The following is a 26,997-nucleotide window of genomic DNA, read 5'->3' on the forward strand; positions in this document are numbered from 1 at the left end:
ACCAGCGCCCCGCGACGTGCCCCCATGGCGGTGTCGCCCTCGCTTGACGCCTCACGGGGGTGACACAAGTATCGAAAGCAGGACCGATACCAGCCAGTACTCCCAGGCCATGCCCCTGCTCGGGCACCTGCCCAGGCAGCGGTGTCGGCCCGTCGAAGATTCCGTACCCCACACGAGGTGTCCCGTGTCGTCGCTGTCCGAAGAGCCCACGCCCGCCCGCCCGCACACACCCACCCGACGCTCCCTGCTCAAGGCCTCCGCCGCCGGCGCGGCCATCGCGCCGGTCCTGGCCGCCTGCGGCGGTGACTCGGAGCCGGACGGCTCGACCGCGGGCGGTGAGCCCCAGCGGGGCGGACTCCTTCGGGTCGGCGTCGCCGGCGGCGGGGCGAGCGACACGCTGGACGCGCATGTGCCCACCGACAACGTCGACATCGCGCGCAACCACGCCCTCTACGCCACCCTGGTGAGGTACACCAAGGACGGCGCCATCGAGATGGACCTGGCCGAGTCGCTGGAGCCCAACGAGGACGCCACCGAGTGGACCGTCGTGCTCAGGGAGGGGCTCACCTTCCACGACGACTCTCCGGTGACCGCCGACTCCGTGGCCTTCTCCCTGCGCCGCATCCTCGATCCGGACGACCCCAAGCGCGGCGCGGGCGACATGCCCGGGGTCGACCCCGAGGCGCTGGAGGTCGTGGACGAGCGCACACTCCTCATCCGCGTCGACGAGCCGCTGGTGACCCTGCCCGAGGCGCTCGCCGAGTACTACAACTGCGTGGTCCCCGAGGGCTACGACCCGGACGAGCCCGTCGGCTGCGGCCCGTTCCGCTACTCGGAGTTCGTCGTCGGCGAGTACAGCCTCTTCGAACGGCACGAGGCTACCACGTCGAGGGCCTGCCCTACGTCGACCAGCTGGAGATCCGGGACTTCCCCGAGGACGACGCACGCGTCAACGCCCTGAGCAGCGGATCCGTGGACGCCATCAGCCAGGTGCCGCACGCCCAGGTCGCCATCATCGAGGGCAACCCCGAGATGGAGATCATGGAGTCCGAGACCGGCATGTGGCTGCCGTTCACCATGCGCGTGGACCAGGCTCCCTTCGACGACGTCCGGGTCCGCCAGGCCTTCCGCCTCATCGTCGACCGCCAGCAGATGGTCGACCAGGCGCTGGCCGGGTACGGGCAGATCGGCAACGACATGTACGCCCGCATGGACCCGTCCTACCCCGAGGACTTCGAGCAGCGCGATCAGGACATCGACGAGGCCCGCCGCCTGCTCGCCGAGGCCGGGCACGAGGACGGCCTGGAGGTCGAGCTGGTCACTGGTGACATCAACGCCGGTGTGGTGGCCGCCGCCGAGGTGTTCCAGGAGCAGGCGCGCGAGGCCGGGGTCACCGTGAACCTGCGCCGCGTCAACGCCAGCGACTACTGGAATCCGGAGGAGGGCTTCCCCTACGCCTTCGGCCAGGACTTCTGGAGCGCGCGCAACTACATCACGCAGACCGCGCAGGGCTCCGTCGTGGGCGCCCCCTACAACGAGACCATGTGGGGCGAGGACCAGGAGTGGGTCGAGCTCGTCGGACAGGCGCGCCAGACCCCCGACGAGGACGAGCGCAACGAGCTCATCCGGGGGGCGCAGCGGATCGAGTACGAGGAGGGCGGCTACATCGTGTGGGGCTTCGTGAACCTGCTCGACGCCCACTCCACTCGCCTGAACGGCCTGGCGCCCTCCGTCTCCGGCCACCCGCTGGGTTCCTACGCCTTCCACGAGATGTGGATGGAGCAGTAGCGGCACAGCGGGAACCCACAGCCGAGACCGCCACCGAAAGCACACCATGACTCGACTCATCGCCGTCCGCCTCCTCTTCGGCGCGCTGACGCTCTGGGCGGTGTCCGTCGTGGTCTTCGCGGCCACACAGGCGCTGCCGGGCGACGCCGCCCAACTGATCCTGGGCCGCGACGCCACGCCGGAGCGCCTGGAGGCGCTGCGCGACCAGCTCAACCTGCACCAGCCCGTGGCGGTGCAGTACACGCAGTGGCTCCAGGGCCTCCTCCAGGGGGACCTGGGCACCTCCTTCTCCAACCGCCAGCCCGTCGCCGACTTCCTGGAGTCGCCGCTGCGGAACTCGCTGACCCTCATGGGGTTGGCGGCCCTGGTCGCGACGCCGGCCTCACTGGCCGTCGGGGCGTTCAGCGCGCTGCGCCGGGACCGGGGCTTCGACCACACCTCCTCCCTGGGGACTCTGGTGCTGGCCTCCGTGCCCGAGTTCGTGGTCGGCATCCTGCTGATCCTCGTCCTCGGGCCGGGCGGGCTCGACCTGTTCGCGTCGGTGTACTCGCGCACGGGCGGGCCCGACCAGTGGATCCTTCCCGCGCTGACCCTCGCGCTGGCGGTGGCGCCGCCGATCGTGCGCATGATGCGGGCGACGATGATCGAGGTCCTGGAGAGCGAGTACGTGCAGCAGGCGCGGCTCAAGGGACTGGACGAACGGGTCGTGCTGTGGCGCCACGCCGCGCCCAACGCGATCGGCCCGGTGGCCCAGGTGATCGCGCTCCAACTGGCCTGGCTGGCGGGCGGAGTCGTGGCCGTGGAGTTCCTGTTCAACATCCCGGGCATCGGCAAGGTCCTCATGGACGCGATCGCCAACCGCGACGTTCCGCTGATCCAGGCCGTGGTCCTGCTCATCGCGGGGATCTACATCCTGGTCAACCTCCTCGCCGACGTGATCGGTCTGGCGGCCAACCCCAAGGTCCGGGTCTCGGCCCGCCGCGCGGCCCCAAGGGCCGGGAAGGTGAAGGTGACGACGTGATGAGCGCGCCGACGACGGAACCCGTGGCCGGGGCGACAACGGCCGGAGCGACGGCGGCCGGACGTGGGCCCGGACTGCTGCGGACCGCGTGGGGCTTCGGCCGCACGAGGGTGGGCGCGGTCCTGGCCGGGATCGTCGTCCTGGTCGCCGCCCTCGGTCCGTTCACAGCCCCGTACACACCGACCGAGTTCATCGGCCTGCCGTACCAGACGGATGTGGACGGCGCCGTGTTCGGCACCGACAACCTCGCCGCGACGTGCTGACCCGGTTCCTGTGGGGCGGGTGGACGCTGCTGCTGCTCGCCGTCTCGGCCGCGGGGATCGGTGTGGCCGCCGGCACGGTGGTCGGCGTCGTCGCCGGTTACCGGCGCGGGTGGTTGGACGACGTGCTCATGCGGTTCAACGACGTCCTGCTGGCCTTCCCCCAGCTGATCGCCGCGCTGCTGGTCATGTCGATCATCGGGCCGAAGGTGTGGCTGATCGTCGCGGTCATCGCCGTGTCCCACGTGCCGCGCGTGGCTCGTGTGATCCGCGAGGCGACCCGCACGGTGATCGAGCAGGACTTCGTCAAGGCGGCGGAGGCGATCGGCCTGCCACGCTGGCGGATCATGGCCGTCGAGATCCTCCCGAACGTCACCAGCCCGCTCCTGGTGGAGTTGGGGCTGCGGCTGACCTACTCGATCGGCGTGGTCGCGGTCCTGGGCTTCCTGGGCATGGGCCTCCAGCCGCCGACTGCCGACTGGGGACTGATGATCAACGAGACGCGCCAGGGCATGGCCGTGCAGCCGTGGCCGGTGGCCCTGCCGGTGGCCGCGATCGCGGTCCTGACCATCGGCGCCAACCTCATCACCGACGGGCTGTCGCGCGCGGCCATCGGCATCGACCGGGGGGTCGAGAAGTGACGCGAAGTGAACACACCGTTCTGCGGGTCGACGACCTGACGGTGATCGGCCGTCCGTCGCACGTGGAGATCATCTCCGACGTGTCGGTCAGCGTGCGGCGGGGCGAGATCCTCGGTCTGGTCGGCGAGTCCGGCTCAGGCAAGACCACCCTCGGGCTGTCCCTGCTGGCGCACTGCAAGCGGGCGACGGCGATCGCCCGCGGTCGTGTGGAGGTGGACGGCAGCGACCTGGCCACCCTGTCGGAGAAGGGCGTGCGTCGACTGCGCGGGCGGGCGGTGGCCTACATCCCGCAGTCCCCGGCCTCGGCGCTCAACCCGGCGTTGCGGCTGCGGACGCAGTTGGGCGAGGCCCTGCACGACGCCTCCCTGTCCCGCGCGGCGGCCCTGGAGAGGGTCCGCGAGGTGCTGCGCGAGGTGGCGCTGCCCGACGACGACCGGTTCCTCCGCCGCTATCCGCACCAACTCTCCGGCGGACAGCAGCAGCGGGTGGCGATCGCGATGGCCTTCATCGGCCGCCCGGACGTGATCGTCCTGGACGAGCCGACCACGGGCCTGGACGTCACCACGCAGGCGCACGTGCTGGAGACCATCCGGCGGATGACCCGAGAGTACGGGACCGCCGGGGTCTACATCAGCCACGACATGGCCGTGGTCGCCGACCTGGCCGACGAGATCGCGGTGATGTACCGGGGACGACTGGTCGAGCGCGGCAGGACCGACGAGGTGATGGCCGAGCCCCGGCACGCGTACACCCGACGACTGCTGTCGGCCGTCCCCCTTCTGCGCACGGACGGGCACGGGCCGGCCGAGGAGACGGAGGAGCCCCCGCTGCTGCGGGTCTCCGCGCTGACGGCCGGGTACGGGCGGACACGGGTCCTGGAGGGGATCGACGTGTCGGTCTCCCGGGGCGAGTGCGTGGCCCTGCTCGGCGAGTCCGGCTCGGGCAAGACCACGCTCTCACGGTCGGTGGCGGGGCTGCACCACCAGTTCACCGGCGGGATGCTCTTCGACGGCCGACCGCTGGCGCGCAGCGCCTACCGGCGCACCCCCGAGCAGCGGCGCCGTGTGCAGTACGTGTTCCAGAACCCGTACGAGGCGCTCAACCCCCGCAAACGCGTGCGGGACCAGATCCTGGGCCCCTACCGGCACCTGGTGGGTCGCCCGGACGACCCGGAACGCGTGGTGGCCGAGGCCCTGGAGCGCGCGGCCCTGTCCTCCTCCTACGCCGACCGGTTCCCCGAGCAGCTCAGCGGAGGCGAGCGCCAGCGCGTGTGCATCGCGCGCGCGGTGGCGACGGGGCCGGACCTGATGGTGTGCGACGAGATCACGTCGGCGCTGGACGTGTCGGTGCAGGCGGAGATCGTGACGCTGCTGCGAAACCTCCAGGACGCGGGGATGGCGCTGCTGTTCGTCACGCACAACATCGCGCTGGTGTCCAACATCGCCCAGCGGGTGGCGGTGCTCAACCAGGGACGGATCGTCGAGTACGGGCCGGTCGGCCGGGTGATGGCCGAGCCGAGGCACGAGTACACGCGTGCGCTCATCGCCGACACCCCGGACTTCCAGCCATCCTTCGCCGCGACCGCGGACCAGGTGCGTTGACCTGAGGAGGTGGGCGAGGCGCCCGAGCCGAGTGAGTGCCGCGCCGCGGGCGTCCCATGAGGCCGGTGGAGGGATACGGGCGGGACGAGGCAGGCACGGCGTCCCGGCCCGCCCCCTCAGAAGAGCACCGACATGTGCTCGCCGATCTGGCGGAAGCCGACGCGGCGGTAGGCGGCCCGGGCCGGGGTGTTGAAGTCGTTGACGTAGAGCGTGACGCGCGGCGCGATCTCGGCGAGGGCGTACCTGACGACCGCTGCCATGCCCGACGCGGAGTAGCCCTGGCCGCGCAGGTCCGGGTGGACCCACACACCCTGGACCTGGCAGGCGTGCGGAGTGACCGCGCCGATCTCGGCCTTGAACGCCACCCGGCCGCCCTCGATCCGCGCGAACGCCCGGCCGGTGCGCACCAGTTCCTCGATCCGCGCCCGGTACAGGGCGCCGCCGTCGCCGGAGTCCGGCGGCACGCCGACCTCCTCGGTGAACATGGCCACGCAGGCCGGGACCAGGGTGTTCAACTCCGCCGGCCGGACGCGGCGCACCTCCGGGTCGGCGGGCACCGGTGAGGGAGCGTCGATCTCCAGAACGGGCTGGCTGGTGCGGATGACGCGGGCGGGTCCCCACGCGGGAGTGACCTGCTCCCAGAATTCCCGGACCGCGTCGACGGGCCCGACGATCGAGGAGCACCGGCGCCCGCGCCACCGGGCGTGGTCGGCGAAGCTGCGGATCGCGGCGGGTCCGGCGTTGACCGGGACCAGGTTGGCGCCGGAGTAGCACAGGGCGGTGAGATGGCCGTCCTCGACGTGCCCCCACACCTCGGTCCCGCTGAAGCGCGAGGAGATCCCGGTCGTCATCAGGCGCGACGCGACGAAGACGTTGCCCACGGGGTCGGTGTCCAGAAGCGCGCGGACGGCCGCCCGGTCACGCTCTCCGAGGATCCGTACCGGCGAGGTCCGAAGCATCGCTTTCTCCCCCAACGTCCAGTCGGCCCCCGGTGGTTCCGGAGGATTCGACCCGATCCAGTTCGCGCCGGTTACAGACTATTCGACGGGTTATCCGCGCTCACCGGGCAGATCGGCGATGATCGCGGCGACGCCCTCCGTCGCCGCCCTGAGGTCCTCGCGACGGGAACTCGGGCGCGGCTCGGCCCGGCTCTCGCAGGCGACGTCGGGGCCGCTCGCCCTCCTGACGGGTAGGGATCCGTGCAGCAGGTAGGCTGCGACGATCTCGTCGACGCACATGTTCCCGGTGAAGGCGACGCCGTGCGTGTGGCCGCCCTCCTCCATGACCAGAACCGAACCGGGCAGCCGGTCGCGCAGGGTGTGGGCGCCCTCGACGGGGGTGGCTCCGTCTCCGGACGCGTGCACGATGAGGGCCGGGCCGTCGAAGGCCCGGTGTTCGTGGGGCGCGTCGCCGACCTGGTACCAGTTGCCTGAGTCGGCGCCCCAGTCCAGACACGGCGCGTTGTACCAGGCGTTGTGCCAGCCGACGAAGGGCGCCTCCTCGTGTGCCATGCGGGCGTCGGTGCGCCAGGCGGACCAGTCGGTCGGCCAGTGCGCGTCGGTGCACTGGACAGCGAGGTAGCCGCCGTAGCTCCGGTCGCTGTCGGCGTGGTCGCCGTAGGTCCGGTGGAGGGTGAGCAGCCCGGTGTCGTCGCCGTCGTTGATCCAGGCGGACAGCGCTCGGGCCACACCGGGCCAGGTGGATTCGGCGTAGGCGACCACCAGGACGGCGGTCTCCAGTTCGGTGGGCCCGACGGTGGCCTCGATCGGGTCCGCGCGCAGCTCGGAGCGCAGGCGGTAGTAGGCCTCGGCCACCTCGTCGCCCGTCCGGCCCAGGCGGTAGGTGGCGTGGTGGCGGGCGGCCCAGTCGAAGAAGTGCTGTGCGGCGCGCTGGAGGGCGCGGCTCTGGACGTGGTTGCTCTCGTACCAGGGGTTGTCCGGGTTGACGACGCTGTCGAGCACGAGCGAGCGGACCCGGTCCGGGTAGAGCGAGGAGTAGACGGTGCCCAGGTAGCTGCCGTAGGAGTAGCCGAGGTAGTCGATCCGCTCCTCGCCCAGGGCGCGGCGGACCGCGTCCATGTCGTGAGCGGTGTCCTCGGTGCGGGTGTGGGACAGGAGGCGCCCGGTGTTCTCGGCGCAGGCCCGTGCGTAGGCGCGTGCGTCGGCGCGCAGGACGGCCTCCTCGCCCCCGTCGGCGGGCACGGTGTCCGGGCGGACCGGGGTGAAGTAGTCGGGGTCGCACGTGATGGCGGGGGTGGAGGCGCCGACGCCGCGCGGGTCGAAGGCGACCACGTCGTATACCTCGCGCAGCTCCTCGGGCATGCGCCCGTGGGTCATGGAGGCCCAGCGGCGGGCTCCGCTGCCGGGGCCGCCGGGGTTGACGATGAGGGTGTGCCGCGTGGTTCCGGTCGCGCGGACCCGGGAGAGCGCCAGTTCGACGGTCTCGTCGGCGCCGGGGACCCGGTCGCCACCCGCGGTGCGCACGAGCGGGACGGTCAGGGTGGCGCACTCCAGGACCTCGTCACCACTGGGTTCGAGGTCCTTGCAGGGACCCCAGTCGAGCCCGGTGCGGTCGACGCGCGTCGCGGGTCGGGCGGTGTCGGCCAGGGCGGGTACGGGGACGCCCACGAGCGAGGCCAGGAGGGCCCCGGCGGTGACGGTGGCCCGGATTCGTCGTCGCACTCGCGTTCTCCCCCTGTGTGTCCTGATGTCAAGAGGCATTGTCTCCGTTACCGAACGTGACATGCGGAAGCGACACGGGCCCCATGTGGTACCTCCTCGGTAACATGTGCCCTGGTTAGGTCAGACTGGGACATAAGGGGCACAATGCGTCTGGATCGTGTCGACGAGCGCATCATCGCGATACTCGGCGCGGACGCGCGGATGAGCTTCGCCGAGATCGGCGGCGAGGTCGGGCTGAGCCCCTCGGCGGTCAAGCGCCGCGTGGACCGGCTGATCGAGTCCGGCGCCGTGCGCGGCTTCACCGTGGTCGTCGCACCACGTGTGGGACATGCAGATCGCGGCCGGAGCGTCCGGGGCCTCCCCCTCCAGGAGGTAGGTGCCCCGGGTCATGCGGTCGGTGAGCGTCATGCTCATGACGTCGCGGCCGGTCCTCGGGTCCTTGTCCCGCCAGAACGCGCGGTCCACCGGCACGAACAGCTTGGAGGACTCCATGTGGTGGGTCCGCTCGATCGCGGTCCAGTGGTCGACCGGCAGCAGGCTCTCGTCGCAGTCGATCATGGACAACTGCCAGAAGCCCATGTGACGACGCACCCCCGTCCCGCGCGCGTGGCGCGGGACGGGGGTGCGGGTGGGCGGGGTCAGGCCCGGACGCCCACCAGACGCGCGAAGCGCTCGGTCCGCGCACGGCGGCCCCAGGCGAGCAGGGCCATCGGGACGAGGTAGGCGAGCGGGATCAGCGCGAGGACCGGCTCGGCCACCAGCAGCTGGGTCACGGTCGCCCCCACCAGCAGGGCCGTCAGTCCCAGCGCCGCGGGGCCGCTGAGCGCCGGAACGAGGAGGGCGACCGCGCCCACCAACTCGACGACGCCGATGGCGTACATCAACCACGGGCCCAGGCCGATCTGCTCGAAACCGGCGACCGCCTGGGGGGTGCCCGCGAGCTTGGTCAGGGCCGCCATCAGGAAGGCCCCGGCCAGCAGGACCTGGAGAACCCACAGGGCGGCGTTGGCCGCGCGGCCGGGGGCGTTCTTCTTCACTGCGTGGTCGATGTGAGCGGTAGTCATGTTCCGATCCCCTTGCGTCGTGGTGGACTCTCACTCCCAGGTCGAAGGGGACCGGACGGAATCGACACGTCCGCCGGGATTTCTCGGAACGGCTGCTCACCCGGGGCCCGCGCCTCGTCCCGCCCGTCGTCACCCTCAACGGACGCCCGCTGCACGGGCGCGTTCCCAGGAACCCTGGAGCACCCGAACGGCGGGCCCCCTCGGGTGACGGCGCCGGAGGAAGGCTCACAGGGGGACGGGGTCAGCCCGCGACGGCCACCGTGGGCTCGCCCGGCTCGGCGCCGGCCTCGCCCATCTCCTCGGCGATGCGCATGGCCTCCTCGATGAGGGTCTCCACGATCTTGGACTCCGGCACGGTCTTGATGACCTCGCCCTTGACGAAGATCTGCCCCTTGCCGTTGCCGGAGGCCACGCCCAGGTCGGCGTCGCGCGCCTCACCCGGGCCGTTGACGACGCAGCCCATGACGGCCACGCGCAGCGGCACCTCCATGCCCTCCAGACCGGCGGTGACCTCCTCAGCGAGCGTGTACACGTCGACCTGGGCGCGGCCGCAGCTGGGGCAGGAGACGATCTCCAGGCCGCGCTCGCGCAGGCCGAGCGACTCCAGGATCTGCGTGCCGACCTTGACCTCCTCGGCGGGCGGCGCGGACAGCGAGACGCGGATGGTGTCGCCGATCCCCTCCGCCAGCAGGGCGCCGAAGGCCACCGCGGACTTGATGGTGCCCTGGAAGGCAGGACCGGCCTCGGTCACACCCAGGTGCAGCGGGTAGTCGCACGCCGCCGCCAGCTGCCGGTAGGCGTTGACCATCACGACGGGGTCGTTGTGCTTGACCGAGATCTTGATGTCGCGGAAGCCGTGCTCCTCGAACAGGGAACACTCCCACAGCGCCGACTCCACCAGCGCCTCGGGCGTGGCCTTGCCGTACTTGGCGAGCAGCCGCTTGTCGAGGGAACCGGCGTTGACGCCGATCCGGATCGGGACGCCCGCGTCGCCGGCGGCCTTGGCGATCTCCGCGACCTTGTCGTCGAACTTCTTGATGTTGCCCGGGTTGACGCGCACGGCCGCGCAGCCGGCGTCGATCGCGGCGAACACGTACTTGGGCTGGAAGTGGATGTCGGCGATGACCGGGATCTGCGACTTCTTCGCGATGATCGGCAGGGCCTCGGCGTCGTCGTTGGTCGGGACGGCCACCCGCACGATCTGGCAGCCGGTCGCGGTGAGTTCGGCGATCTGCTGGAGGGTCGCGTTGATGTCGCAGGTGCGGGTGGTCGTCATGGACTGGACCGACACCGGTGCGTCCCCGCCCACGGGGACGTCTCCGACCATGATCTGCCGCGACGTGCGCCTGGTCGCCAGCGGGCGCGGCGGAGCTGCGGGGATACCGAGATCGACGGTCACGCTTGTTTCACCTCGTCTGCCACCGGAGGGGCGGCACTTGATTCGTCCGGATGCGGAAAAGGGAGGGCGCCCTGCGCGGTGCCGCGTCCGGGGGGCCGGTTCCCCCGCGGCGCCGATCGCGCCGTCGTCCCGGATCGCGCTGCCCAGACTACCCGCACCCGCGGGGGCGACGGGGCGAGTATGGCGCTGGCATCACCCGAACAGCCGGACCGGGTTGAACAGGTCGGCGACGAGCAGGACCACGCTGAACACCAGGAAGCACGCCACCACCACGTAGGCCACCGGTGTCAGCATCGCCACGTCCACCGGCCCCGGGTCGGGCCGCCGGGTCAGCCTGGCCCAGCCGCGCTTGACAGCCTCCCACAGAGCGCCCGCCATGTGTCCGCCGTCCAGGGGCAGGATCGGCAGCATGTTGAAGGCGAACAGGAACAGGTTCACCCCGGCGAGGATCTGGATCATGAGCGCGGCGGTGTCGACCAGGGGCAGGCCCTGGGACATGATCTCGCCGCCGATACGGGAGATGCCGACGATGCCGACCGGGGAGTCCTGGGTGCGCTGCTCTCCGAGGAACGCCGCACCGAAGACCTCGGGCACCCTGCCGGGCAGGGCGATGAGCGCCTCACCCACGCCGACCAGCATGGTCCCCATCTCGGCGGCGGACTCGCCCAGGGTCAGGGAGGAGCGCTCGGTGGCGAACACGATGCCCAGGAAACCGACGGTCTCGGTCTGGTAGACGCGGTAGCCCTGCTCGTCGTAGACGAAGTCGCCGTCGGCGTCGGTCTCGTAGAGGATCCCGCCCTCGGCGTCGCGGGCGGGCAGCTCGTTCTCGATGACGTCGACGTCGAACGGGAGCCGCTCGCCGTCGCGCTCCACGACGATCTCGGTACCGCCGAAGGAGCCGCGGATGGCCTGGTTGGCGGCGTTCCAGTCCGGGATGGGTTCGCCGTCCACCTCCACGATAACGTCACCGGCCCGCAGGCCGGCCTCGGCCGCGGGGGTCGGCGGTTCGTCGGTGCACTCGGTGACGGACTCGCCCGCCGGGGCGACGCACTCGGTGACCAGGCCGATCGTGGTGGTGCTCTGCGGGACGCCGATGCCCATGAAGAGCACGCCGAGCAGGATCGCGGCCAGGACCACGTTCATGCCGGGACCGGCGAACATGACGATCAGCCGCTTCCACGGCGAGCGCTGGTAGAACTGCCGGTCCGCGTCCTCGGGGCCGACCTCGACGTAGGACGCCTCGCGCGCGTCCTCGGCCATCGCGCGCCAGCGGGAGAGCCTGCGCGGGCCGTCCTCACCCGTGCGCCGGGCGGGCGGGAGCATGCCGACCATACGCACGAACCCGCCCAGTGGAACGGCCTTGAGGCCGTACTCGGTCTCACCCTTGCGCACCGACCACAGGGTCCTGCCGAAGCCGACCATGTACTCGGTGCACTTGATCCCGAACATCTTGGCGGTGGAGAGATGGCCCAGCTCATGCCAGGCGATCGAGAACAGCAGTCCGAGGACGAACAGGACGATCCCGATCACGGTCATCAACGCGACCATGCACTCTCCTCAAGCCGGTGTCAGGCCCGGCCCGTCAGCAGTTCACGCGCGCGCGCACGGGCCCAGGCGTCAGCGGCGTACACATCGTCAAGGGTCAGGTCAACCGAGGAGGCACCGGAGGAGCGCTCCGACCGCTGATGCTCCGAGACTACCCGGGACACGGTGTCCATGATGGCCGGGAAAGCGAGGTTTCCGCGCAGGAAGGCCGCGACCGCCTCCTCGTTCGCCGCGTTGTACACCGCCGGGGCGGTCCCCCCCGCCGCGCCGACCTCCGCGGCCAGGCGCACGGCCGGGAAGGCCTCGTGGTCGAGCGGTTCGAAGGTCCACTCCTGGGCGCGCGTGAAGTCCAGGCCGGGGGCGGCGTCGGGCACCCTGTCGGGAGCGCCGATGCGTGGGCGATCGGGATCATCATGCTCGGCGGGCTGGCCTTGGCGATGGTGGACCCGTCCACGTACTCGACCATCGAGTGGACGATGGACTGCGGATGGACGACGACGTCGATGCGCTCGAAGGGGACGTCGAACAGCAGGTTGGCCTCGATGACCTCCAACCCCTTGTTGACCAGGGTGGCCGAGTTGACCGTGATGACCGGGCCCATGCTCCACGTGGGGTGGTTGAGCGCGTCCTCGGGGGCGACGGCCTCCAGCTCACGGCGGCCCCGACCGCGGAAGGGGCCCCCGCTGGCCGTGACCACGAGGCGGCGCACCTCGTCGCGGCGGGCGTGGGTGTGGCCCTGGGCGAGGCTGGTCAGCTCGTCCTCGGGAACGCGCGGGAAGCACTGCGCGATGGCGTAGTGCTCGGAGTCGACGGGGACGATCTGGCCGGGGGCGGCCACCTCGCGGACCAGCGGTCCGCCGATGATGAGTGACTCCTTGTTGGCCAGTGCGAGCGTGCGCCCGGCGCGCAGCGCGGCCAGCGTGGACTCCAGGCCCAGCGCACCGGTGATGCCGTTGAGGACGACGTCGCACTCGGCGCCCGCCAACTCGGCGACCCCCTCGGCGCCGGCCAGGACGGCGGCGGTGCTGCCGTGCTCGGCGAGAGCGCGCGCGAGTCCGGGGGCGCGGTCGGCGTCGGCCACGGCCACCAGACGGGCGCCGAGTTCGGCGGCCTGCTTCGCGAGCAGGTCGGTCCGACCGCCGCCCGCGGCCAGACCGACCACCCGGAAGCGGTCGGGGTTGCGTTGGACGATGTCGATCGCCTGGGTGCCGATCGAGCCGGTCGAGCCGAGGACCACTACGGTTCGCTGCTGTTGTTGTCGCACGTCTACATTCTTCCGCACGGCGCGCACCGGCTTAGGCTTCTGCTGGGTTGCGGGGACTTTACAAGCGGGTGTCCGTGGTTTACCTTACCCGTTAGTAAGTTACCTCACGGTACGGAATGCCTTCCGTCACACCGTTCTGTCGGACCGAAGACCGACCCCGCGACCCGATGGCGATGGCGCGACCCGTCGGGCGTCTTCACTTCCCCCAACCATCCCCGAGGATCCCCCGCATGCGTCGAACAGACACGCCCGCTCCCGCTCTTCGCGGCGCGCGCGAGACCCCAGCGCGCGCTCGCCCGGATGCTCTCCCTCGCCCTGGCGACGGTGCTCGCCGCCGTGCTCCTGCCCGCGGCTCCCGCCTCCGCCTCGATCGGAGCGACCACCAGGTACGAGACCATCGTCAGCCACGACGGCACCGAACTCGGCGCCAAGGTGATCACCCCCACCACCCCCGGACCGCACCCGCTGCTGGTCATGCCCTCCGCGTGGGGCACGAACAACCTCCTCTACGTGGGCGCCGCCTACCGCCTGGCCTACGAGTCGGGCTACCAGGTGGTCTCCTACACCTCCCGAGGCTTCTGGGACTCCGAAGGCGAGGTGGAGATCGCCGGCCCCGAGGACCGGGCTGACGCCAGCGCCGTCATCGACTGGGCGCTGGAGAACACGGACGCGACCCCGAGCGGATCGGCATGGGCGGTATCTCCTACGGCGGGGGTATCAGCATGCTGACCGCCGCCGAGGACGACCGCGTGCGCGCGGTGGCCGCGATGAGCGGCTGGACCGACCTGATCCCGTCGCTGTACCCGAACGAGACCATCGACATGCAGTCCGTCGAGGTGCTGTTCGGCCTGGGCAACCTCACCGGCCGTCCCGGTGACGTCATGCGCGAGGTCGAGCGCGAGTACCGGCGCGGAAACGTCCAGCCCGCGCTGGACATGGCCCCGGACCGCTCGGTGGCCACCAAGGTCGACCAGATCAACGCCAACGGCACCGCGGTGATGCTGGCCAACGCCTGGAACGACGGGTTCTTCCCGCCGGGGCAGATCACCGACTTCTACGAGCAGCTCGAAGGCCCCAAGCGGCTCATGCTCACCCCGGGCGACCACGGCACCGCCGAGGCCTTCGGCGCGGCGGGCCTGCCGAACGAGATCTGGGAGGCGGCCGGCGACTGGTTCGACCACCACCTCAAGGGCGAGGCGAACGAGGTCGACGCCGAGGGATCGGTCCACGTCAAGCCGAACAACGGCCGCGGCGGCTGGACCTCGCACCCGGACTGGGCCTCGGTCACCGGCGAGTCCCGCCCCTACTACCTGGACCGGCCCAGCACCAACTGGTTCCGCTGGCAGAGCAGCGGAGACATGCTGGAGGAGCCTTCCACGGGGTGGAACTACGACTTCCGGACGGGGATCACCACGACCGCGACCAGCGGCACGGTCCTGCTGTCCGGGGCGCTCCAGCAGTTCTTCGACGTGCCCACCGGGGTCCTGCTGCCGACGGTGAACCGCTACCGCGCGGCCGTGTGGACCAGCCCCTCCTTGTCGAACGGGGCGCGCGTGGCCGGAACCCCCGAGGTGACGCTCACCCTGGAGCCCACCGACGACGAGCAGTCGGTGTTCGTGTACCTGTACGACATCAACAAGCACGGCACGGGTTCGCTGGTCTCGCACACCCCGTACACCCTGCGCGGGGACGCGGACGGGCCGGTGACGGTCACCGCCGAGCTCCAGCCGGTCGTGTGGGACGTCCCGGCGGGCCACCGCCTGGCCGTGGTCGTGGACAGCGCCGACCCCCGCTACTGGAGTGAGAGCGACTTCTTCAACGAGGTCGAGGTGTCCTCCCCCGAGAGCGCCCCGTCCCAGATCTCGATCCCGTTCGCCTAGCTAGGCACCGGGGTCAGGTCGCCCGACGACGGGCGAGCCCGGTCGGCACCGCTCCCGCGGCGTCGACCGGGCTCCTCGTCTCCGGAACGGAGAATTCTTCCCGCGACACACGGGACACAAACGCAAAGTAGTCACTGAGTTACTGAAAGTGTGCGAGGATCGGCGCATGACCTCGTCCACCGCACACAAGATCCTGGCCCCCGTCGCCGCGGCGGCTCTCGCCCTCGGGGGCATGGCCCTCCTCGACCTCCCGGCCGGAGCGGCCTCCGCCGTCACCCAGGCCGTCCACACGTCCCACCCGACCGACCCCGGGCAGGAGCGGCAACGGGTGGCGCTCTCGCGCATGGACGGGGTGTCGCACCAGAGCGCCGCCGTGACCGAGGCCCAGCGCAAGGCCGTGCTCGACTACTGGACGAGCGAGCGGATGGCCGCCGCACGGCCGATCACGAGCCTGGTCGAGGACGCCCTCGACGTCGACGCCCCCGCGACCTCCACCGGCGCCGGAACCGATCACCAGGCGGCGCCGCGCGAGGACAGCCCCGGGGACGTGTGGGGCATCGGCGGCCTGGTCACCCGAACCACCGGCAAGGTGTACCTGACCATGGACGGCCGCGACTTCACGTGTTCGGCGTCCGTCATCGACGCGAGCAACCGCAGCACCGTCGTCACCGCCGGGCACTGCGCCAAGGACGGGACCGGCTCGTGGGCGCGCAACTGGACGTTCGTGCCCGGCTACCGGGACGGGAAGAGCCCCCACGGCCGCTACACCGCACGCGACATGCTGGTCTCGCCCCACTGGTCGCGCGAGGCCGACGACAGCCACGACGTGGCCATGGTCGTGCTCAACACCGACGACGGCGCGGCCGTGCAGGACCGGGTGGGCGCGCAGCGCGTCTCGTTCTCCACCTGGTCGGACCAGCGGGTGCGCAAGGGCGTCCAGGTGTACTCCTTCGGCTACCCGGCCGCCTCCCCCTACGACGGGCGGCTGCTGCACTACTGCTCGGGCCGGACCAAGCCCGACAGCGGCGGCACCACGGCCAACGGCGTGCGCTGCCGCATGACCCAGGGCTCCAGCGGGGGCCCGTGGTTCACCGACTTCGACACGAGCACCGGCCGGGGGACGATCTCCTCGGTGGTCAGCTTCAAGTACGCCAACGACCGGAACACGCAGTACGGACCGCGCTTCGGCGAGGAGGCGCGGCGGCTCTACGACGGCGCCGCGCGGCTCTGACCCGCTCCCGCGCCGGAAGGCACGGCGCCCCGCGCGAGGCGGGGCCGCCGCACGCGTCACAGGTCGATGCCGGTGAGCACCAGAACGCGCTCGTAGGTGAGGTCCTCCATCGCGGAACGGACGCCCTCCTTGCCCACGCCGGACTTGCGGACGCCGCCGTAGGGCATCTGGTCGGCGCGGAACGTGGGGACGTCTCCGATCACCACGCCCCCGACCTCCAACTCCCGGTGGGCGCGGAAGGCGGTGGGCAGGTCACGGGTGAACACGCCCGCCTGGAGACCGAAGTCGCTGCCGTTGACGGCGGCGAACGCGGCGTCGGTGTCGGCGACCCGCTGGATCACCAGGACCGGGCCGAAGATCTCCTCGCGCACGACCTTGGCGTCGGCGGGAGCACCGGCGACCACGGTCGGGGCCAGGGTCACGCCGTCGCGGGCGCGCCGGTGAGGATCGTGGCCCCGGCCTGGACGGCCTCGTCGATCCAGGCCTCGACCCGCTCGGCCGCGGCCTCGTCGACCAGCGGCCCGACCTCGGTGGCCGGGTCGGCGGGGTCGCCCACGCGCAGGGCCTCGACCTGCTCGACCAGCTTGCCGACGAACGCGTCGTGCACCGAGTCCTCGACGATCACGCGCTGGACGCCGATGCAGACCTGGCCGGCCTGGATGTTGCCGAACAGGGCGACGCGCCGGGCGGCCCAGTCCAGGTCGGCGTCGGCCAGGACGACGGCGGCGGCGTTGCCCCCGAGCTCCAGGGTGACGTGCTTGTGCGGGGCGCGGCGCTGGAGCTCCCAGCCGAACTGGCCTCCGGTGAAGGAGATGACCGGAAGGCGCTCGTCGGTGATGAGCGGGGCGGCGCGCTCGTTGGGCATCGGAAGGACGGACAGCACGCCGCCGGGCAGGTCGGTCTCGGCGACGATCTCGCCGAGGAGGAGCGCCGTCATGGGCGTGGCCGGGGCGGGCTTGAGGATGATCGGCGCGCCGACGGCCAGGGCCGGGGCGATCTTGTGCGCGACCAGGTTCAGCGGGAAGTTGAACGGGGAGATGCCCAGGACCGGCCCCTTGGGGACCCGGCGGATGAGCGCCATGCGGCCCGTGCCGTCGCGTCGGTGTCCAGGCGCTGGAGTTCGCCGCTGTCCCTGCGGGCCTCCTCGGCGGCCAGGCGGAAGACGGACACGGCGCGCCCGACCTCGCCGCGCGCCCACGTGATCGGCTTTCCGCTCTCGGCGGTGATCGTCTGGGCGATCTCCTCGGCGCGCTCGCCGATCCGGCGGGACACGTGCGCGAGGGCGTCGGCGCGCACGTGCGCGGGCAGGGCGGCGGCCTCGCCGGCGACCGCGTGCGCGGCGGCCACGGCCGCCTCGATCTGGGCCGCGGAGGGCACCGCGACGGTGCCCGCGGGTCGACCCGTGTAGGGGTTGACGACGGTGATCTCGGTGTCGCCGGTCGCGGCGGTGCCGGCCAGCCAGAACGGACGCGTAGACATGCCAGGAACGCTAACCGCCACCGCGCTGGCGCGCCTTGTCCACCGTGGCCAAGCCGTTCCCCTGACTTGGCCACACTGGCGCACGGGACGGGCTCTCACCGCTTGCTCGGCCCTCTCCCCCGGACGCGCCGGAACCCTTGGTTCACAAGGGATACCGCGCACCGTCGGACAGGCGGCGACACGTCTAAGCTGAACGTCCCGAGATGGGATCTTTGGTCAACCGACTAGCGTCGGCGGACGCCTTCGTTCACAGTGGTTGGTGAGGGCCCAGCCTGCGCGTTCGGGTCGGCCCTCGGGTCCGCCGACACCGACGGGAAACCCGGGAGCGCTCATTGCCACTCGTCTACCGCACGCTCGTCTCGGTCCCGGAGATCGAAGGTGACCTGGTCACCGTCACGTCGACGGTCCTGTCCCGGTGGCTGAGAAAGAGGGGGAACTCGGGCGCGCGCGTGGACTTCTCCGCTTCGGGGCGTTTCGAACTGAGCAACCGGTCGCGGGCGCTGGTGGTGCGGCACGACAATCCCGACGAGGGGTTGACGTTCCTCCGGCTGACCACCGAGTCGGACAAAACCGACGGCGTCTGGCGCACCGTGGCCACCGCGGTCGTCGATCCCGAACTCTCCCCCTGGCACCACGTGTGGATCGACATGAGCGTCGATCCGCTCGACCGCGCCGACGTCCCCTCGGACGCGCCGCGCCCGGACGTCATGCCGCCCGAGGCCGCCCGGATGATCCTGGAGGCGGTCGACGCCCACGACGGCCGCTGGCCCATGCCGTCGTCCCCCCGGATCGTCCGCGGCCGGGACGACGCCGTGGTCGCGGCGCTGGTGTCGACCATCCAGGACCCGGGGCGGCGGATGGCGATCGTGGCCACGGGCGCCCCGCGCGACGTCACCGTGGCGGGCTGGCGCGGTGCCATGGCCACAGCCCTGGCCCGCTGCACCGGGATGTGCGCCGGATACGTGCTCGACGCCGCCGCGCTGGAGCGGATCGGCGGACTGCTGCCGGAGTCGCTGGACGTCCCGGCGGGCGGGGTGCGCACCTTCTTACCCGGGGTCGATCCCTCGAACGAGGCCGACGGCGCGCGCCACCCCCGGATGAGCCCGACCACGCTGGACAGTGCGCGGGACGGCGACCGCATCCGCAACTGGGTGGGCGCGGCGCTCGCCCGCAAGGTCCGGGACAACGCCGTGGGCGTGACGCTGCCCCACCCCCTGCGCGCCATCGACGCCCTTCTGACCGAGGAGACGGCGGACCTGCGCTCCCACGCCCCGCCCGTCGCGCGCGCCCCGCGCCCCCGCCCCCGGCGAACCACGCGCACCAGTCCGCCCCGGACTCGATCGCCTCCGCCGAACTCTCCGCCGTCCAGGAACGTGAGGCCAAGGAGCAGTTGACCCAACGCCTGCGCGACGAGGTCAAGCGGCTCAGCGCACGCATCAGCGAACTGGCCGACGAGCGCCAGGAACTGGTCGCCGAGACCACCGACCTCACCGACGAGCTCGACACCGCCCGCGAACAGCTGCGCGCCGCCCGCCACGAGACCCGGTGGCTGCGCGCCCAGGCCCGCGACGCAGGGCTCTACCGCCTGGCGGCCGCGTCCGCGCCACGTGACACCCGGCGTCCTCCCCCCACCTGCGTGGGCGAGCTCCTGGAACAGATCACCGACGGCTCCGCCCTGCCTCACCTGTTCTTCACCATCGAGGACCACGACACGGTGTACGAACTCTCGGACAGCCGCAAGGAGGGGCTGTGGGTCACGCGTGCCTGGGAGGCACTGCTGGCGCTCAACGACTACGCCCGCTACCAGTTCGACAACCCGGGCAGCGGGCTGGGCTTCCACTCCTACCTGCGCGAGACCCCGGACGGGTACCAGGTGATCCCGGTCAAGCGGCTGGCGTCCCAGGAGTCGGACTACGTGCGCAACCGGGGCAAGCTCAACGAGAAGCGGTTGTTCCGCGTCCCGACGGAGGTGGACCCGAGCGGTCGGGTGCCCATGTACGCCCACATCAAGCTCGACACCGAGTACGGGATCTGCCCGAGGCTGTACTTCTACCCCCACCTGGGCCCGGGGACCACCAACCGCGTCTACGTCGGCTACCTCGGCCGCCACCTGCCGGTGCAGCAGTCGAACTGACTCCGGGCGCCGCGTTCCCGGGCCCGCGCGTACCCTGGGGGCCGTGACGGGAACGACGACCGGGGCGGTGACCGCCCTCACCGAGCACGAGTGGCGCGAGCGCGCCCTTCGGCACGAGCGGCGCGTGGACACGCTGCTCGCCGACCACCTGCGGCGCCGCGCGGAGGGCGAACACCACCCGGTGGAGGACTTCCTGTTCACCTACTACAGCCTCAAGCCCTCGCGGATGCGGCGCTGGCACCCCGGCGTCGGAACCGTCCTGCTGGGCCCGGCCGCCCGCGCCCGCCTGGAGGAGCGCTTCTACACCGAGGTCCCCCGGGCCGACGGATCCGGCGGGGCCGTGGGATTGGACGTCGACGCTTTCCGCGCGGCCCGGCGCGTCGTGGACTTCGTCGAACGGCTGCTGTCGGCGGTCGCCGACCGCCCCGCCCACCTGGGGTGCTTCGGACTGCACGAATGGGCGATGGTGTACCGCGCCGACCAGGTCCGGCACGGCCGGGTGCCGTTGCGGCTCGGCCGGGAGGGCACCGACCGGGTCGTGGAGTCGCACCGGATCCGGTGCTCCCACTTCGACGCCTTCCGGTTCTTCACGGAGCCCGCCCGGCCGCTCAACACCCTCCGGCCGTCCCGCGAGTCCCAGGTCGACCTGGACCAGCCGGGCTGCCTGCACGCCAACATGGACCTGTACAAGTGGGCGTACAAGCTCGCCCCGGCGGTCCCATCCGAGCTGCTGGTGGACTGTTTCGAGCTGTCCCGGGACATTCGCGCCCTCGACATGCGCGCCTCCCCGTACGACCTGCGCGCGTGGGGGCACGAGCCGGTCCGGATCGAGACGGCCGACGGCAAGGCGGAGTACCTGGCCGCGCAACAGGGGTTCGCCGAGCGCGGCGCCGGGCTCCGGCGACGGCTGCTCGACGTCTGCGCGGCCCTGCGCCCGGCCTGACCAGCGCCGACGTGCCCGCCGCGGACCGTACCCGTACCCGGGCGGGCCTCAGGCCCCGTGCACGATGCGTTCGGCGCGCTCCTCGCTCGGCTGGATCTGGCCGGACAGGATCCTCTCCGCGTGGTGGCACGCCACCCGGTGGGTGCCCGTCTCCGGCACGCCCTCCAGCCGGCGCAGTTCCGGCCGTTCCGTGGCGCACCGTTCGTCCTGCCGCCACGGGCACCGGGTGTGGAAGCGGCACCCGGACGGCGGGTCCGCGGGCGAGGGCAGGTCCCCGGCGAGCAGGATCCGCTCCCGGGCGTCCTCCACCTCCGGGTCCGGGACGGGCACCGCCGACATGAGCGATCGGGTGTACGGGTGCAGCGGCGTCCGGTACAGGTCGTCGCTGTCGGCCTCCTCGACCAGGCCGCCCAGGTACATCACCCCGACCACGTCGCTCACGTGGCGGACCACCGCCAGGTCGTGCGCGATCACCAGGTAGGTCAGCCCGAGTTCGCCCTGGAGCTCCTCCAGCAGGTTCAGCACCTGGGCCTGGATCGACACGTCCAGCGCCGACACCGGTTCGTCGCAGATGATGAGGTCCGGTTCCAGCACGAGCGCCCGGGCGATCCCGATGCGCTGGCGCTGCCCGCCGGAGAACTCGTGCGGGTAGCGGGTGAGCGCCTTGGCCGACAGTCCGACCCGTTCCAGGGCCTGGACCACGCGACCGCGCTGTTCGTGCAGCACCAGGGTCCGGTGTTCACGGCCGCGCGGTGCCTCCCCTCCCCGGTCCGGCCCACCGATCCCGTGCGTGCGCAACCCCTCCATGAGGATCGACCCCACGTTCTGACGGGGGTTGAGGCTGCCCAGCGGATCCTGGAAGACCATCTGGAGTCTGCGCCGTTCCCGGCGCATCGACCGTGCGTCGAGCCCGGCCAGGTCCCGGCCGTCGAACCACACCGCGCCGCCGGTGATGTCCGTCAGGCGCAGCACGGCACGGCCCAGAGTGGTCTTGCCGCAGCCCGACTCGCCCACGAGCCCGTAGGTCTGGCCGCGCTCGACCGCCAGGCTCACTCCGTCGACCGCGCGCACGTGGCCGATGGTCCGGTCGATCACCACCCCCTGCCTGATCGGGAAGTGCACCTTCAGATCCTCGATCCGCAGCAGACTCATGCCCGCTCCTCCTCGTCCTCGGCCGCCCCGCCCGGCTCCTCATCCGCCGCCTCGGCGTCTGCGCGGGGGTTCACGCAGCGGTGCACGTGGTCGCCGCCGTCCTCCGTCGGCACCAGCGCGGGAGGCCCCTGGAGGCACGCCGTCGCGTAGTGGTCGCAGCGCGGAGCGAAGGCGCACCCGTCGGCCCAGGCGATGTTGTCGTTCACCGACCCCCGCACCGGTGTGAGCGCCTCGCCGCGCGGGGCGTCCAGCCGGGGGATCGAGCCGAGCAGCCCGACGGTGTAGGGGTGGGTGGGGTCGGCGAACAGCCGTGACCGGGGCGCCCGTTCCACGGCCCTGCCCGCGTACAGGACGTTGATGTCGTCGCACAGGCCGGCGACCACGCCCAGGTCGTGCGTGATCATCAGCAGGGCGGTGCCCTCCTCGACGACCAGATCGCGCAGCAGTTCCAGGATCTGCGCCTGGATGGTGACGTCCAGCGCCGTGGTCGGCTCGTCCGCGATCATCAGCCGTGGGCGGCAGGCGACCGCCATCGCGATCAGCGCGCGCTGGCGCATACCGCCGGACAGCTGGTGCGGATACTCGCGCAGCCGCCGCGTCGGATCGGGGATGCCCACCCGGTACAGCAGGTCGGCGGCCTCCCTGCGGGCCCGTCCGCCGCTCAGGCCGCGGTGGCGGGTGAGGATCTCGGTGACCTGGCGGCCGATGGGCACGACCGGGTTGAGCGAGCTGAGCGGGTCCTGGAAGATCATCGCCAGCCGGGAGCCGCGCAGGTCGCGCATCCGTTTCTGGGACAGCGCGAGCAGGTCGACGTCCCCGTCCGGCAGGCGGAGCACGGCGGAGCCGCCGACCGACACGCCCCGGTCGGGCAGGAGCCCCATCAGCGCCAGCGACGTGACGCTCTTGCCGCATCCGGACTCGCCGACGAGACCGGTGACCCGGCCCTCCTCCAGGGTGAAGGACACCCCGTCCACGGCGCGGGTCTCGTCGGCCCCGCGCCGCCGGAACACCACGGACAGCTCGTCCACGCTCAGCAGCGGCGTGCTGGAACTCATGGCTACTTCCTCAGCTTGGGGTCGAGGGCCTCCCGCATCGCCTCACCGAGGAGGGTGAAGCCGAGCGCGGTCACGATGATGCCCAGGGCGGGGTAGACCGCCAGGGAGGGCGCGCTGGACAGGAAGCGCTGGGCGTCGGCGAGCATCGTCCCCCACTCGGGGAAGGACGGGTCCGGGTTGCCCAGGCCCAGGTAGGACAGGGCTGCGGCGTCGATGATCGCGGTCGCCAGGGTGAGCGTGGACTGCACGATCACCGGCCCCATCGAGTTGGGCAGGATGTGGGTCAGCGCGATCCTGCGTTCGCCCACGCCCAACGCCCGCGCGGCGAGCACGTAGTCGCGGCCGCCCTGGGAGATCATCGCGCCGCGCAGCAGGCGGGCGAAGATCGGCACCTGGGCCACACCGACCGCCAGCATGACCGTCAGCAGGCTGGGACCGACGAGCGCGGCGACGGTGACGGCGAGCAGCAGGGTGGGCAGGGCGAGCATCATGTCGATGACGCGCATGACGACGTTGTCGAGTTGGCGGCCCCAGCGTCCGCCGAGCACGGAGGCGGCGCCGGCCGTCCCGCCGAGCAGGGCGCCCACGCCGAAGCCGACGACCGTGGCGACCACCCCGACCAGGAGGGTCTGCCGGGCGCGATCACCATACGGGAGAACTGGTCGCGGCCGAGGTTGTCCAGTCCCAACCAGTTCTCGGCGCGCGGGCCGACGAACACGTTGCGGTTGGGGAACACCTCGTCGCCCCACGTCTGGGCCACGGGGCTGTAGGGCGCGATCAGTGGGGCGAACAGGGCGATGAGCAGGAACACGACGACGATGGCGGCGCCCGTGATCGCCATCGGGCTGCGTCGCATGCGGGACAGGGCCTCCCGCCAGACGCTCGCGCCGTGGCCGTCGTCGGTCCGCTCGCCCATGAGCTCGGCGAGCCGGTCGACCTTCGCCGCCTTGCGGCTGAGAAGTGGGGAGCTGGGTGTCGTCGGCATCACTGGGCCCGCACTCTCGGGTCGAGGAGGCTGTAGGAGATGTCCACCAGCAGGTTGATGAAGACGTACATGGTGGCGATGAGCAGGATGAAGCCGGTGAGCGCCGGGTAGTCGCGCTCCTGGGTGGCGGAGTAGACGAAGGACCCGATGCCGGGAAAGGCGAAGACGCTCTCGGTCAGGACCGCCCCGGCGAAGAGGCTGCCGGTGAGCAGGCCGACGGCGGTGACCACGGGCAGCATCGCGTTGCGCATGACATGACGGGTGCGCACGGTGCGGCGGTACAGTCCCTTGGCGTCGGCGGTGCGCACGTAGTCCTCGCCCAGGACCTCCAGGACGCTGGCGCGGGTCATGCGGACGATGACGGCCAGCGGGATCGAGGCGAGGGCGAGGCCGGGCAGGATCAGATGGACGAACCCGTCCCAGAGCACGTCCCACTCGCGGGTCATGACGGCGTCGAGCAGGACGAACCCGGTGATGTCGGTCCGGGTCAGGCCCGGGGAGAGTCGGAACGCGGAGGGCAGCCAGCCCAAGGTCTCGGCGAAGACCGCCTTGAGGATGAACGCCAGGAAGAACACCGGTGTGCAGATCCCGAGGAGGGAGCCGCCGACCGCCGCGAAGTCGAGGGCCGAGCCGCGCCTGCGCGCGGCCAGGTAGCCGAGCGGGATGCCCGCGGAGACGGCGATGAGCATGGCCGTGACGGACAGCTCGAACGTGGCGGGGAACCGTGTCAGGAACTCGGTGAGCACGGGCCTGCCGGTCTGGAGGGAGACGCCCAGGTCGCCCTGGGCGATCCGCCGGAGGAAAGCGAGGTACTGGACGGTGAAGGGTTCGTCCAGGCCGAGCGCGCGCCGCAGCGCCTCGCGCTGCTCCTCGGTGGCGTCGTCGGGGAGCAGGGCGTACTCGGGGCCGCCGGGCAGCCGTTGCAGCCAGGCGAACAGCAGGATCGACAGGCCCCCCAGGGTGGGGATCAGCTGGAGGGTGCGCCTGACGATGAATCGCAGCACCTTCGCCGCCTTTCGTCAGCGGTGAGAACGATGAGACGAGCCCGGACGGGGTCGTGAGGGAGCGCCGGTGCGCACGGTGGGAGGGGCCCGACCCGGGTCGTGGTCGGGCCCCTCCCCTCCCCCCGTCAGGGGGAGGGGGCTCGGGTCACTGCCAGGAGGCCTCTCGGAACGCCTCCTGGGTCAACGGGCTCACGTTCGGCGGGACGACGTCGGGCGCGAAGGCGATGGAGGGCGGGGAGCTGGAGACGGGCAGCCCCGGCAGGATCTCCATGATCTGCTCGTTCAGCTCCTCGTAGGCGGCGATCCGCTGCCCGGTGTCCGGGTTGGAGCTGGCCTCGGCCATGGCCTCGAACAGGTCCTCGTCCCGGAGCCCGAACTCGTCGGAGGGGCCGCTGAACCAGGTGCCGATGAAGTTGTAGGCGTCGTTGTAGTCGCCGGTCCAGCCGAGCAGGTACATGTCGCAGTCGCCCGCGTTGGTCCGCGGGATGTACTCGGTCCACTCGTAGGTCGTCGGCTCCACGGTGACGCCGACGGCGTCCAGGTCTGCGGCGATGACGTCGAAGATGTCGCGCGGCGCGGGCATGTAGGGACGGGTGACGTCGGTGGGGTAGCAGAACTCCACCGTCAGGTCCTCCTGCCCGGCGTCCGCCAGCATCCGCTGCGCCAGGTCGGGGTCGTACTCGTAGGTGCGGACGTCGGACGACCAGCCGTCGAGGGTGTCGGGCATGAACTGGCTGGCCACCTCGCCGCCCTCGGGGAGGATGGTGTCGACGATCCGCTGACGGTCGACCGCGTGCGCGAGTGCCTGTCGGACCTCCAGGTCGGCGAGGGCCTCGTTGGTCTCCTGCTGGTAGGCCATGTAGAGGACGTTGAACACTCCGCGCGTGGGGACCTGGAACCCGGCCGCCTCCAGGGGCTCGACGTCGGCGGGGGCGACCAGGTCGTAGCCGTGGATGTCGCCCGCCTCCAGGGCTTGGCGGCGCGCGTTCTCGTCGGGGATGGCGCGCAGGATCATGGTCTCGAACCCCGCTGGCTCGCCCCAGTAGCCGTCGTGGCGCTCCAGGGTGACCTCGGCCTGGTCCTGGTTCCATTCGGTGACGCGGAACGGCCCGGTGCCCGCGACCGTCCCGGCCTCCTGGGTGTAGGCGGGGAGGGTGAAGCTGCCGGGCTCACCGGTGATCTCCTCGTCGGCGACGCGCTCGATCACCGCGGGGCTCATGATGCCGAAGGCGGCGAGGGAGAAGCCGCCGGGGAAGACGGAGGAGTACTCGGAGACGGTGATGACCGCGGTGAGATCGTCCGTCGCCTCGCAGGACTCGAAGCGGGGCTCGTCGAGATCCTCGTTCTCGTTCTCGGCGAACCCGCCGAAGATCGTCTGCCAGTAGTAGGAGTTGTTCCCGTCCTGGTAGGGGCCGGTCATGTTGAACCAGCGGTCGAAGTTGGCGCAGACCGCCTCGGCGTTGAACTCCTCGCCGTCGTGGAAGGTGACGCCGTCCCGCAGGTAGAAGGTCCATTCGGTGCCGTCCTCGGACTGTTCCCAGTCCTCGGCGAGACCGCCGACGATCTCCGTGCCGCCGGATTCGTGTTCCAGCAGCGTCTCGAAGACCTGCCTGCTGTAGCGGAACGTTTCTCCGTCGCTGGTGAAGAAGGGGTCGAGGGTGCTGATGTCGCCTGCGCTCGCGAAGACGAACGGCTCGGAGTCATCGCCACCCGACCCCTCACGGTCGCTCTCCGCGCAGGCAGTCGCCACCAGCACGAGTGAGGTGGCCGCGGCGAGGAGCGCGAGCGGCCTTCGGGAAGACTTCCTGAACATGGTCCACCTCGGTGTGGGCGGGGGGGTCGAGGCCCTGGTCGATAGGTCGGACCCTAA

Annotated in this window: 13 protein-coding genes and 9 pseudogenes; 9 read left to right on the forward strand and 13 right to left on the reverse strand. The window is 71.5% G+C overall.

From position 1 onward, the window contains the following. The first annotated feature begins 184 nt into the window (after positions 1-184). From BJF83_RS10635 to BJF83_RS10650, 4 genes and pseudogenes are all read left to right on the forward strand, one after another. Positions 185-1,788 (forward strand): annotated as a pseudogene (locus BJF83_RS10635) (ABC transporter substrate-binding protein). Between the two features lie 46 nt (positions 1,789-1,834). After that, a complete protein-coding gene (locus tag BJF83_RS10640; RefSeq protein ID WP_075926157.1) occupies positions 1,835-2,809 on the forward strand; it encodes an ABC transporter permease in 975 nt (324 codons plus the stop codon). Further along, a pseudogene (locus tag BJF83_RS10645) lies at positions 2,809-3,710 on the forward strand (ABC transporter permease). Before BJF83_RS10640 ends, BJF83_RS10645 begins: the two are co-directional and overlap by 1 nt. After that, entirely contained in the window at positions 3,707-5,311 is a 1,605-nt protein-coding gene (locus tag BJF83_RS10650) for an ABC transporter ATP-binding protein (protein WP_075926158.1), read from the forward strand. Before BJF83_RS10645 ends, BJF83_RS10650 begins: the two are co-directional and overlap by 4 nt. Positions 5,312-5,427: 116 nt before the next feature. On the opposite strand, the gene BJF83_RS10655 is transcribed toward BJF83_RS10650, so the two are convergent. Both BJF83_RS10655 and BJF83_RS10660 read right to left on the reverse strand, forming a co-directional pair. Continuing rightward, positions 5,428-6,270: a GNAT family N-acetyltransferase gene (locus tag BJF83_RS10655; RefSeq protein WP_075926159.1), complete on the reverse strand. Its 843-nt coding sequence runs from the start codon at positions 6,268-6,270 to the stop codon at positions 5,428-5,430. A gap of 90 nt (positions 6,271-6,360) precedes the next feature. Then, on the reverse strand, positions 6,361-7,992 hold the full coding sequence (locus BJF83_RS10660; RefSeq protein ID WP_075926160.1) for an alpha/beta fold hydrolase: 1,632 nt from the start codon (positions 7,990-7,992) through the stop codon (positions 6,361-6,363). 144 nt (positions 7,993-8,136) lie between these two features. Between BJF83_RS10660 and BJF83_RS10665 the strand changes: the two are divergent. Next, positions 8,137-8,313: pseudogene (locus BJF83_RS10665) on the forward strand (Lrp/AsnC family transcriptional regulator); the annotation flags it as partial. Here the strand turns inward: BJF83_RS10665 and BJF83_RS10670 are convergent. The 5 genes and pseudogenes from BJF83_RS10670 to dxr form a co-directional block, all read right to left on the reverse strand. Then, positions 8,299-8,556, reverse strand: a pseudogene (locus BJF83_RS10670) (FAD-dependent oxidoreductase); the annotation flags it as partial. The pseudogenes BJF83_RS10665 and BJF83_RS10670 overlap by 15 nt on opposite strands. A gap of 74 nt (positions 8,557-8,630) precedes the next feature. Continuing rightward, positions 8,631-9,056 carry a DoxX family protein gene (locus BJF83_RS10675; RefSeq protein WP_075926161.1) on the reverse strand — a complete coding sequence of 142 codons (426 nt, stop codon included), beginning with the start codon at positions 9,054-9,056 and terminating at the stop codon, positions 8,631-8,633. Positions 9,057-9,297: 241 nt separating this feature from the next. Further along, the gene (ispG, locus tag BJF83_RS10680) at positions 9,298-10,455 is read right to left on the reverse strand and encodes a flavodoxin-dependent (E)-4-hydroxy-3-methylbut-2-enyl-diphosphate synthase (protein ID WP_075926162.1); all 1,158 of its coding nucleotides are present in this window, start codon (positions 10,453-10,455) and stop codon (positions 9,298-9,300) included. Positions 10,456-10,647: 192 nt separating this feature from the next. After that, positions 10,648-12,003 (reverse strand): RIP metalloprotease, encoded by a 1,356-nt coding sequence (locus BJF83_RS10685; RefSeq protein WP_075926163.1) that lies wholly within the window; start codon positions 12,001-12,003, stop codon positions 10,648-10,650. Between the two features lie 20 nt (positions 12,004-12,023). Next, a pseudogene (gene dxr / locus BJF83_RS10690) lies at positions 12,024-13,237 on the reverse strand (1-deoxy-D-xylulose-5-phosphate reductoisomerase). A gap of 327 nt (positions 13,238-13,564) precedes the next feature. Here dxr and BJF83_RS10695 point away from each other — a divergent pair. Together BJF83_RS10695 and BJF83_RS10700 are read left to right on the forward strand one after the other, a co-directional pair. After that, positions 13,565-15,144, forward strand: a pseudogene (locus tag BJF83_RS10695) (CocE/NonD family hydrolase). 166 nt (positions 15,145-15,310) lie between these two features. Then, entirely contained in the window at positions 15,311-16,375 is a 1,065-nt protein-coding gene (locus BJF83_RS10700; protein ID WP_075926164.1) for a serine protease, read from the forward strand. Positions 16,376-16,431: 56 nt separating this feature from the next. On the opposite strand, the pseudogene BJF83_RS10705 reads toward BJF83_RS10700, so the two are convergent. After that, positions 16,432-17,854 (reverse strand): annotated as a pseudogene (locus BJF83_RS10705) (aldehyde dehydrogenase family protein). Positions 17,855-18,186: 332 nt separating this feature from the next. On the opposite strand from BJF83_RS10705, the pseudogene BJF83_RS31015 reads away from it, so the two are divergent. Further along, positions 18,187-19,988 (forward strand): annotated as a pseudogene (locus BJF83_RS31015) (hypothetical protein). A gap of 43 nt (positions 19,989-20,031) precedes the next feature. Then, entirely contained in the window at positions 20,032-20,931 is a 900-nt protein-coding gene (locus tag BJF83_RS10715; RefSeq protein WP_075926165.1) for a 3-methyladenine DNA glycosylase, read from the forward strand. Between the two features lie 48 nt (positions 20,932-20,979). Here BJF83_RS10715 and BJF83_RS10720 read toward each other — a convergent pair whose 3' ends face one another. The 5 genes and pseudogenes from BJF83_RS10720 to BJF83_RS10740 all read right to left on the reverse strand — a co-directional run bounded on the left by BJF83_RS10720 (position 20,980) and on the right by BJF83_RS10740 (position 26,940). Beyond that, the gene (locus BJF83_RS10720) at positions 20,980-22,083 is read right to left on the reverse strand and encodes an ABC transporter ATP-binding protein (RefSeq protein WP_075926166.1); all 1,104 of its coding nucleotides are present in this window, start codon (positions 22,081-22,083) and stop codon (positions 20,980-20,982) included. Beyond that, positions 22,080-23,138, reverse strand: a complete 1,059-nt coding sequence (locus tag BJF83_RS10725; RefSeq protein WP_075926167.1) for an ABC transporter ATP-binding protein — start codon at positions 23,136-23,138, stop codon at positions 22,080-22,082. The genes BJF83_RS10720 and BJF83_RS10725 overlap by 4 nt, the downstream gene beginning before the upstream one ends. 2 nt (positions 23,139-23,140) lie before the next feature. Next, positions 23,141-24,123: pseudogene (locus tag BJF83_RS10730) on the reverse strand (ABC transporter permease). Beyond that, positions 24,123-25,127: an ABC transporter permease gene (locus BJF83_RS10735; RefSeq protein ID WP_075926168.1), complete on the reverse strand. Its 1,005-nt coding sequence runs from the start codon at positions 25,125-25,127 to the stop codon at positions 24,123-24,125. The pseudogene BJF83_RS10730 and the gene BJF83_RS10735 overlap by 1 nt, the downstream one beginning before the upstream one ends. 145 nt (positions 25,128-25,272) lie before the next feature. Continuing rightward, on the reverse strand, positions 25,273-26,940 hold the full coding sequence (locus tag BJF83_RS10740; protein WP_075926169.1) for an ABC transporter substrate-binding protein: 1,668 nt from the start codon (positions 26,938-26,940) through the stop codon (positions 25,273-25,275). Between the last annotated feature and the right edge of the window lie 57 nt (positions 26,941-26,997).

Source organism: Nocardiopsis sp. CNR-923 (assembly GCF_001942255.1).
In the GTDB taxonomy this organism is placed as follows: Bacteria; Actinomycetota; Actinomycetes; order Streptosporangiales; family Streptosporangiaceae; genus Nocardiopsis.

What these genes read in the sequence shown, in the direction of transcription:
- BJF83_RS10640 (WP_075926157.1), top strand. Translation starts at nt 1,835, where the DNA reads ATGACTCGACTCATCGCCGTCCGCCTCCTCTTCGGCGCGCTGACGCTC.
- BJF83_RS10655 (WP_075926159.1), bottom strand. Translation starts at nt 6,270, where the DNA reads ATGCTTCGGACCTCGCCGGTACGGATCCTCGGAGAGCGTGACCGGGCG.
- BJF83_RS10675 (WP_075926161.1), bottom strand. Translation starts at nt 9,056, where the DNA reads ATGACTACCGCTCACATCGACCACGCAGTGAAGAAGAACGCCCCCGGC.
- BJF83_RS10685 (WP_075926163.1), bottom strand. Translation starts at nt 12,003, where the DNA reads ATGGTCGCGTTGATGACCGTGATCGGGATCGTCCTGTTCGTCCTCGGA.
- BJF83_RS10700 (WP_075926164.1), top strand. Translation starts at nt 15,311, where the DNA reads ATGACCTCGTCCACCGCACACAAGATCCTGGCCCCCGTCGCCGCGGCG.
- BJF83_RS10720 (WP_075926166.1), bottom strand. Translation starts at nt 22,083, where the DNA reads ATGAGTCTGCTGCGGATCGAGGATCTGAAGGTGCACTTCCCGATCAGG.
- BJF83_RS10725 (WP_075926167.1), bottom strand. Translation starts at nt 23,138, where the DNA reads ATGAGTTCCAGCACGCCGCTGCTGAGCGTGGACGAGCTGTCCGTGGTG.
- BJF83_RS10740 (WP_075926169.1), bottom strand. Translation starts at nt 26,940, where the DNA reads ATGTTCAGGAAGTCTTCCCGAAGGCCGCTCGCGCTCCTCGCCGCGGCC.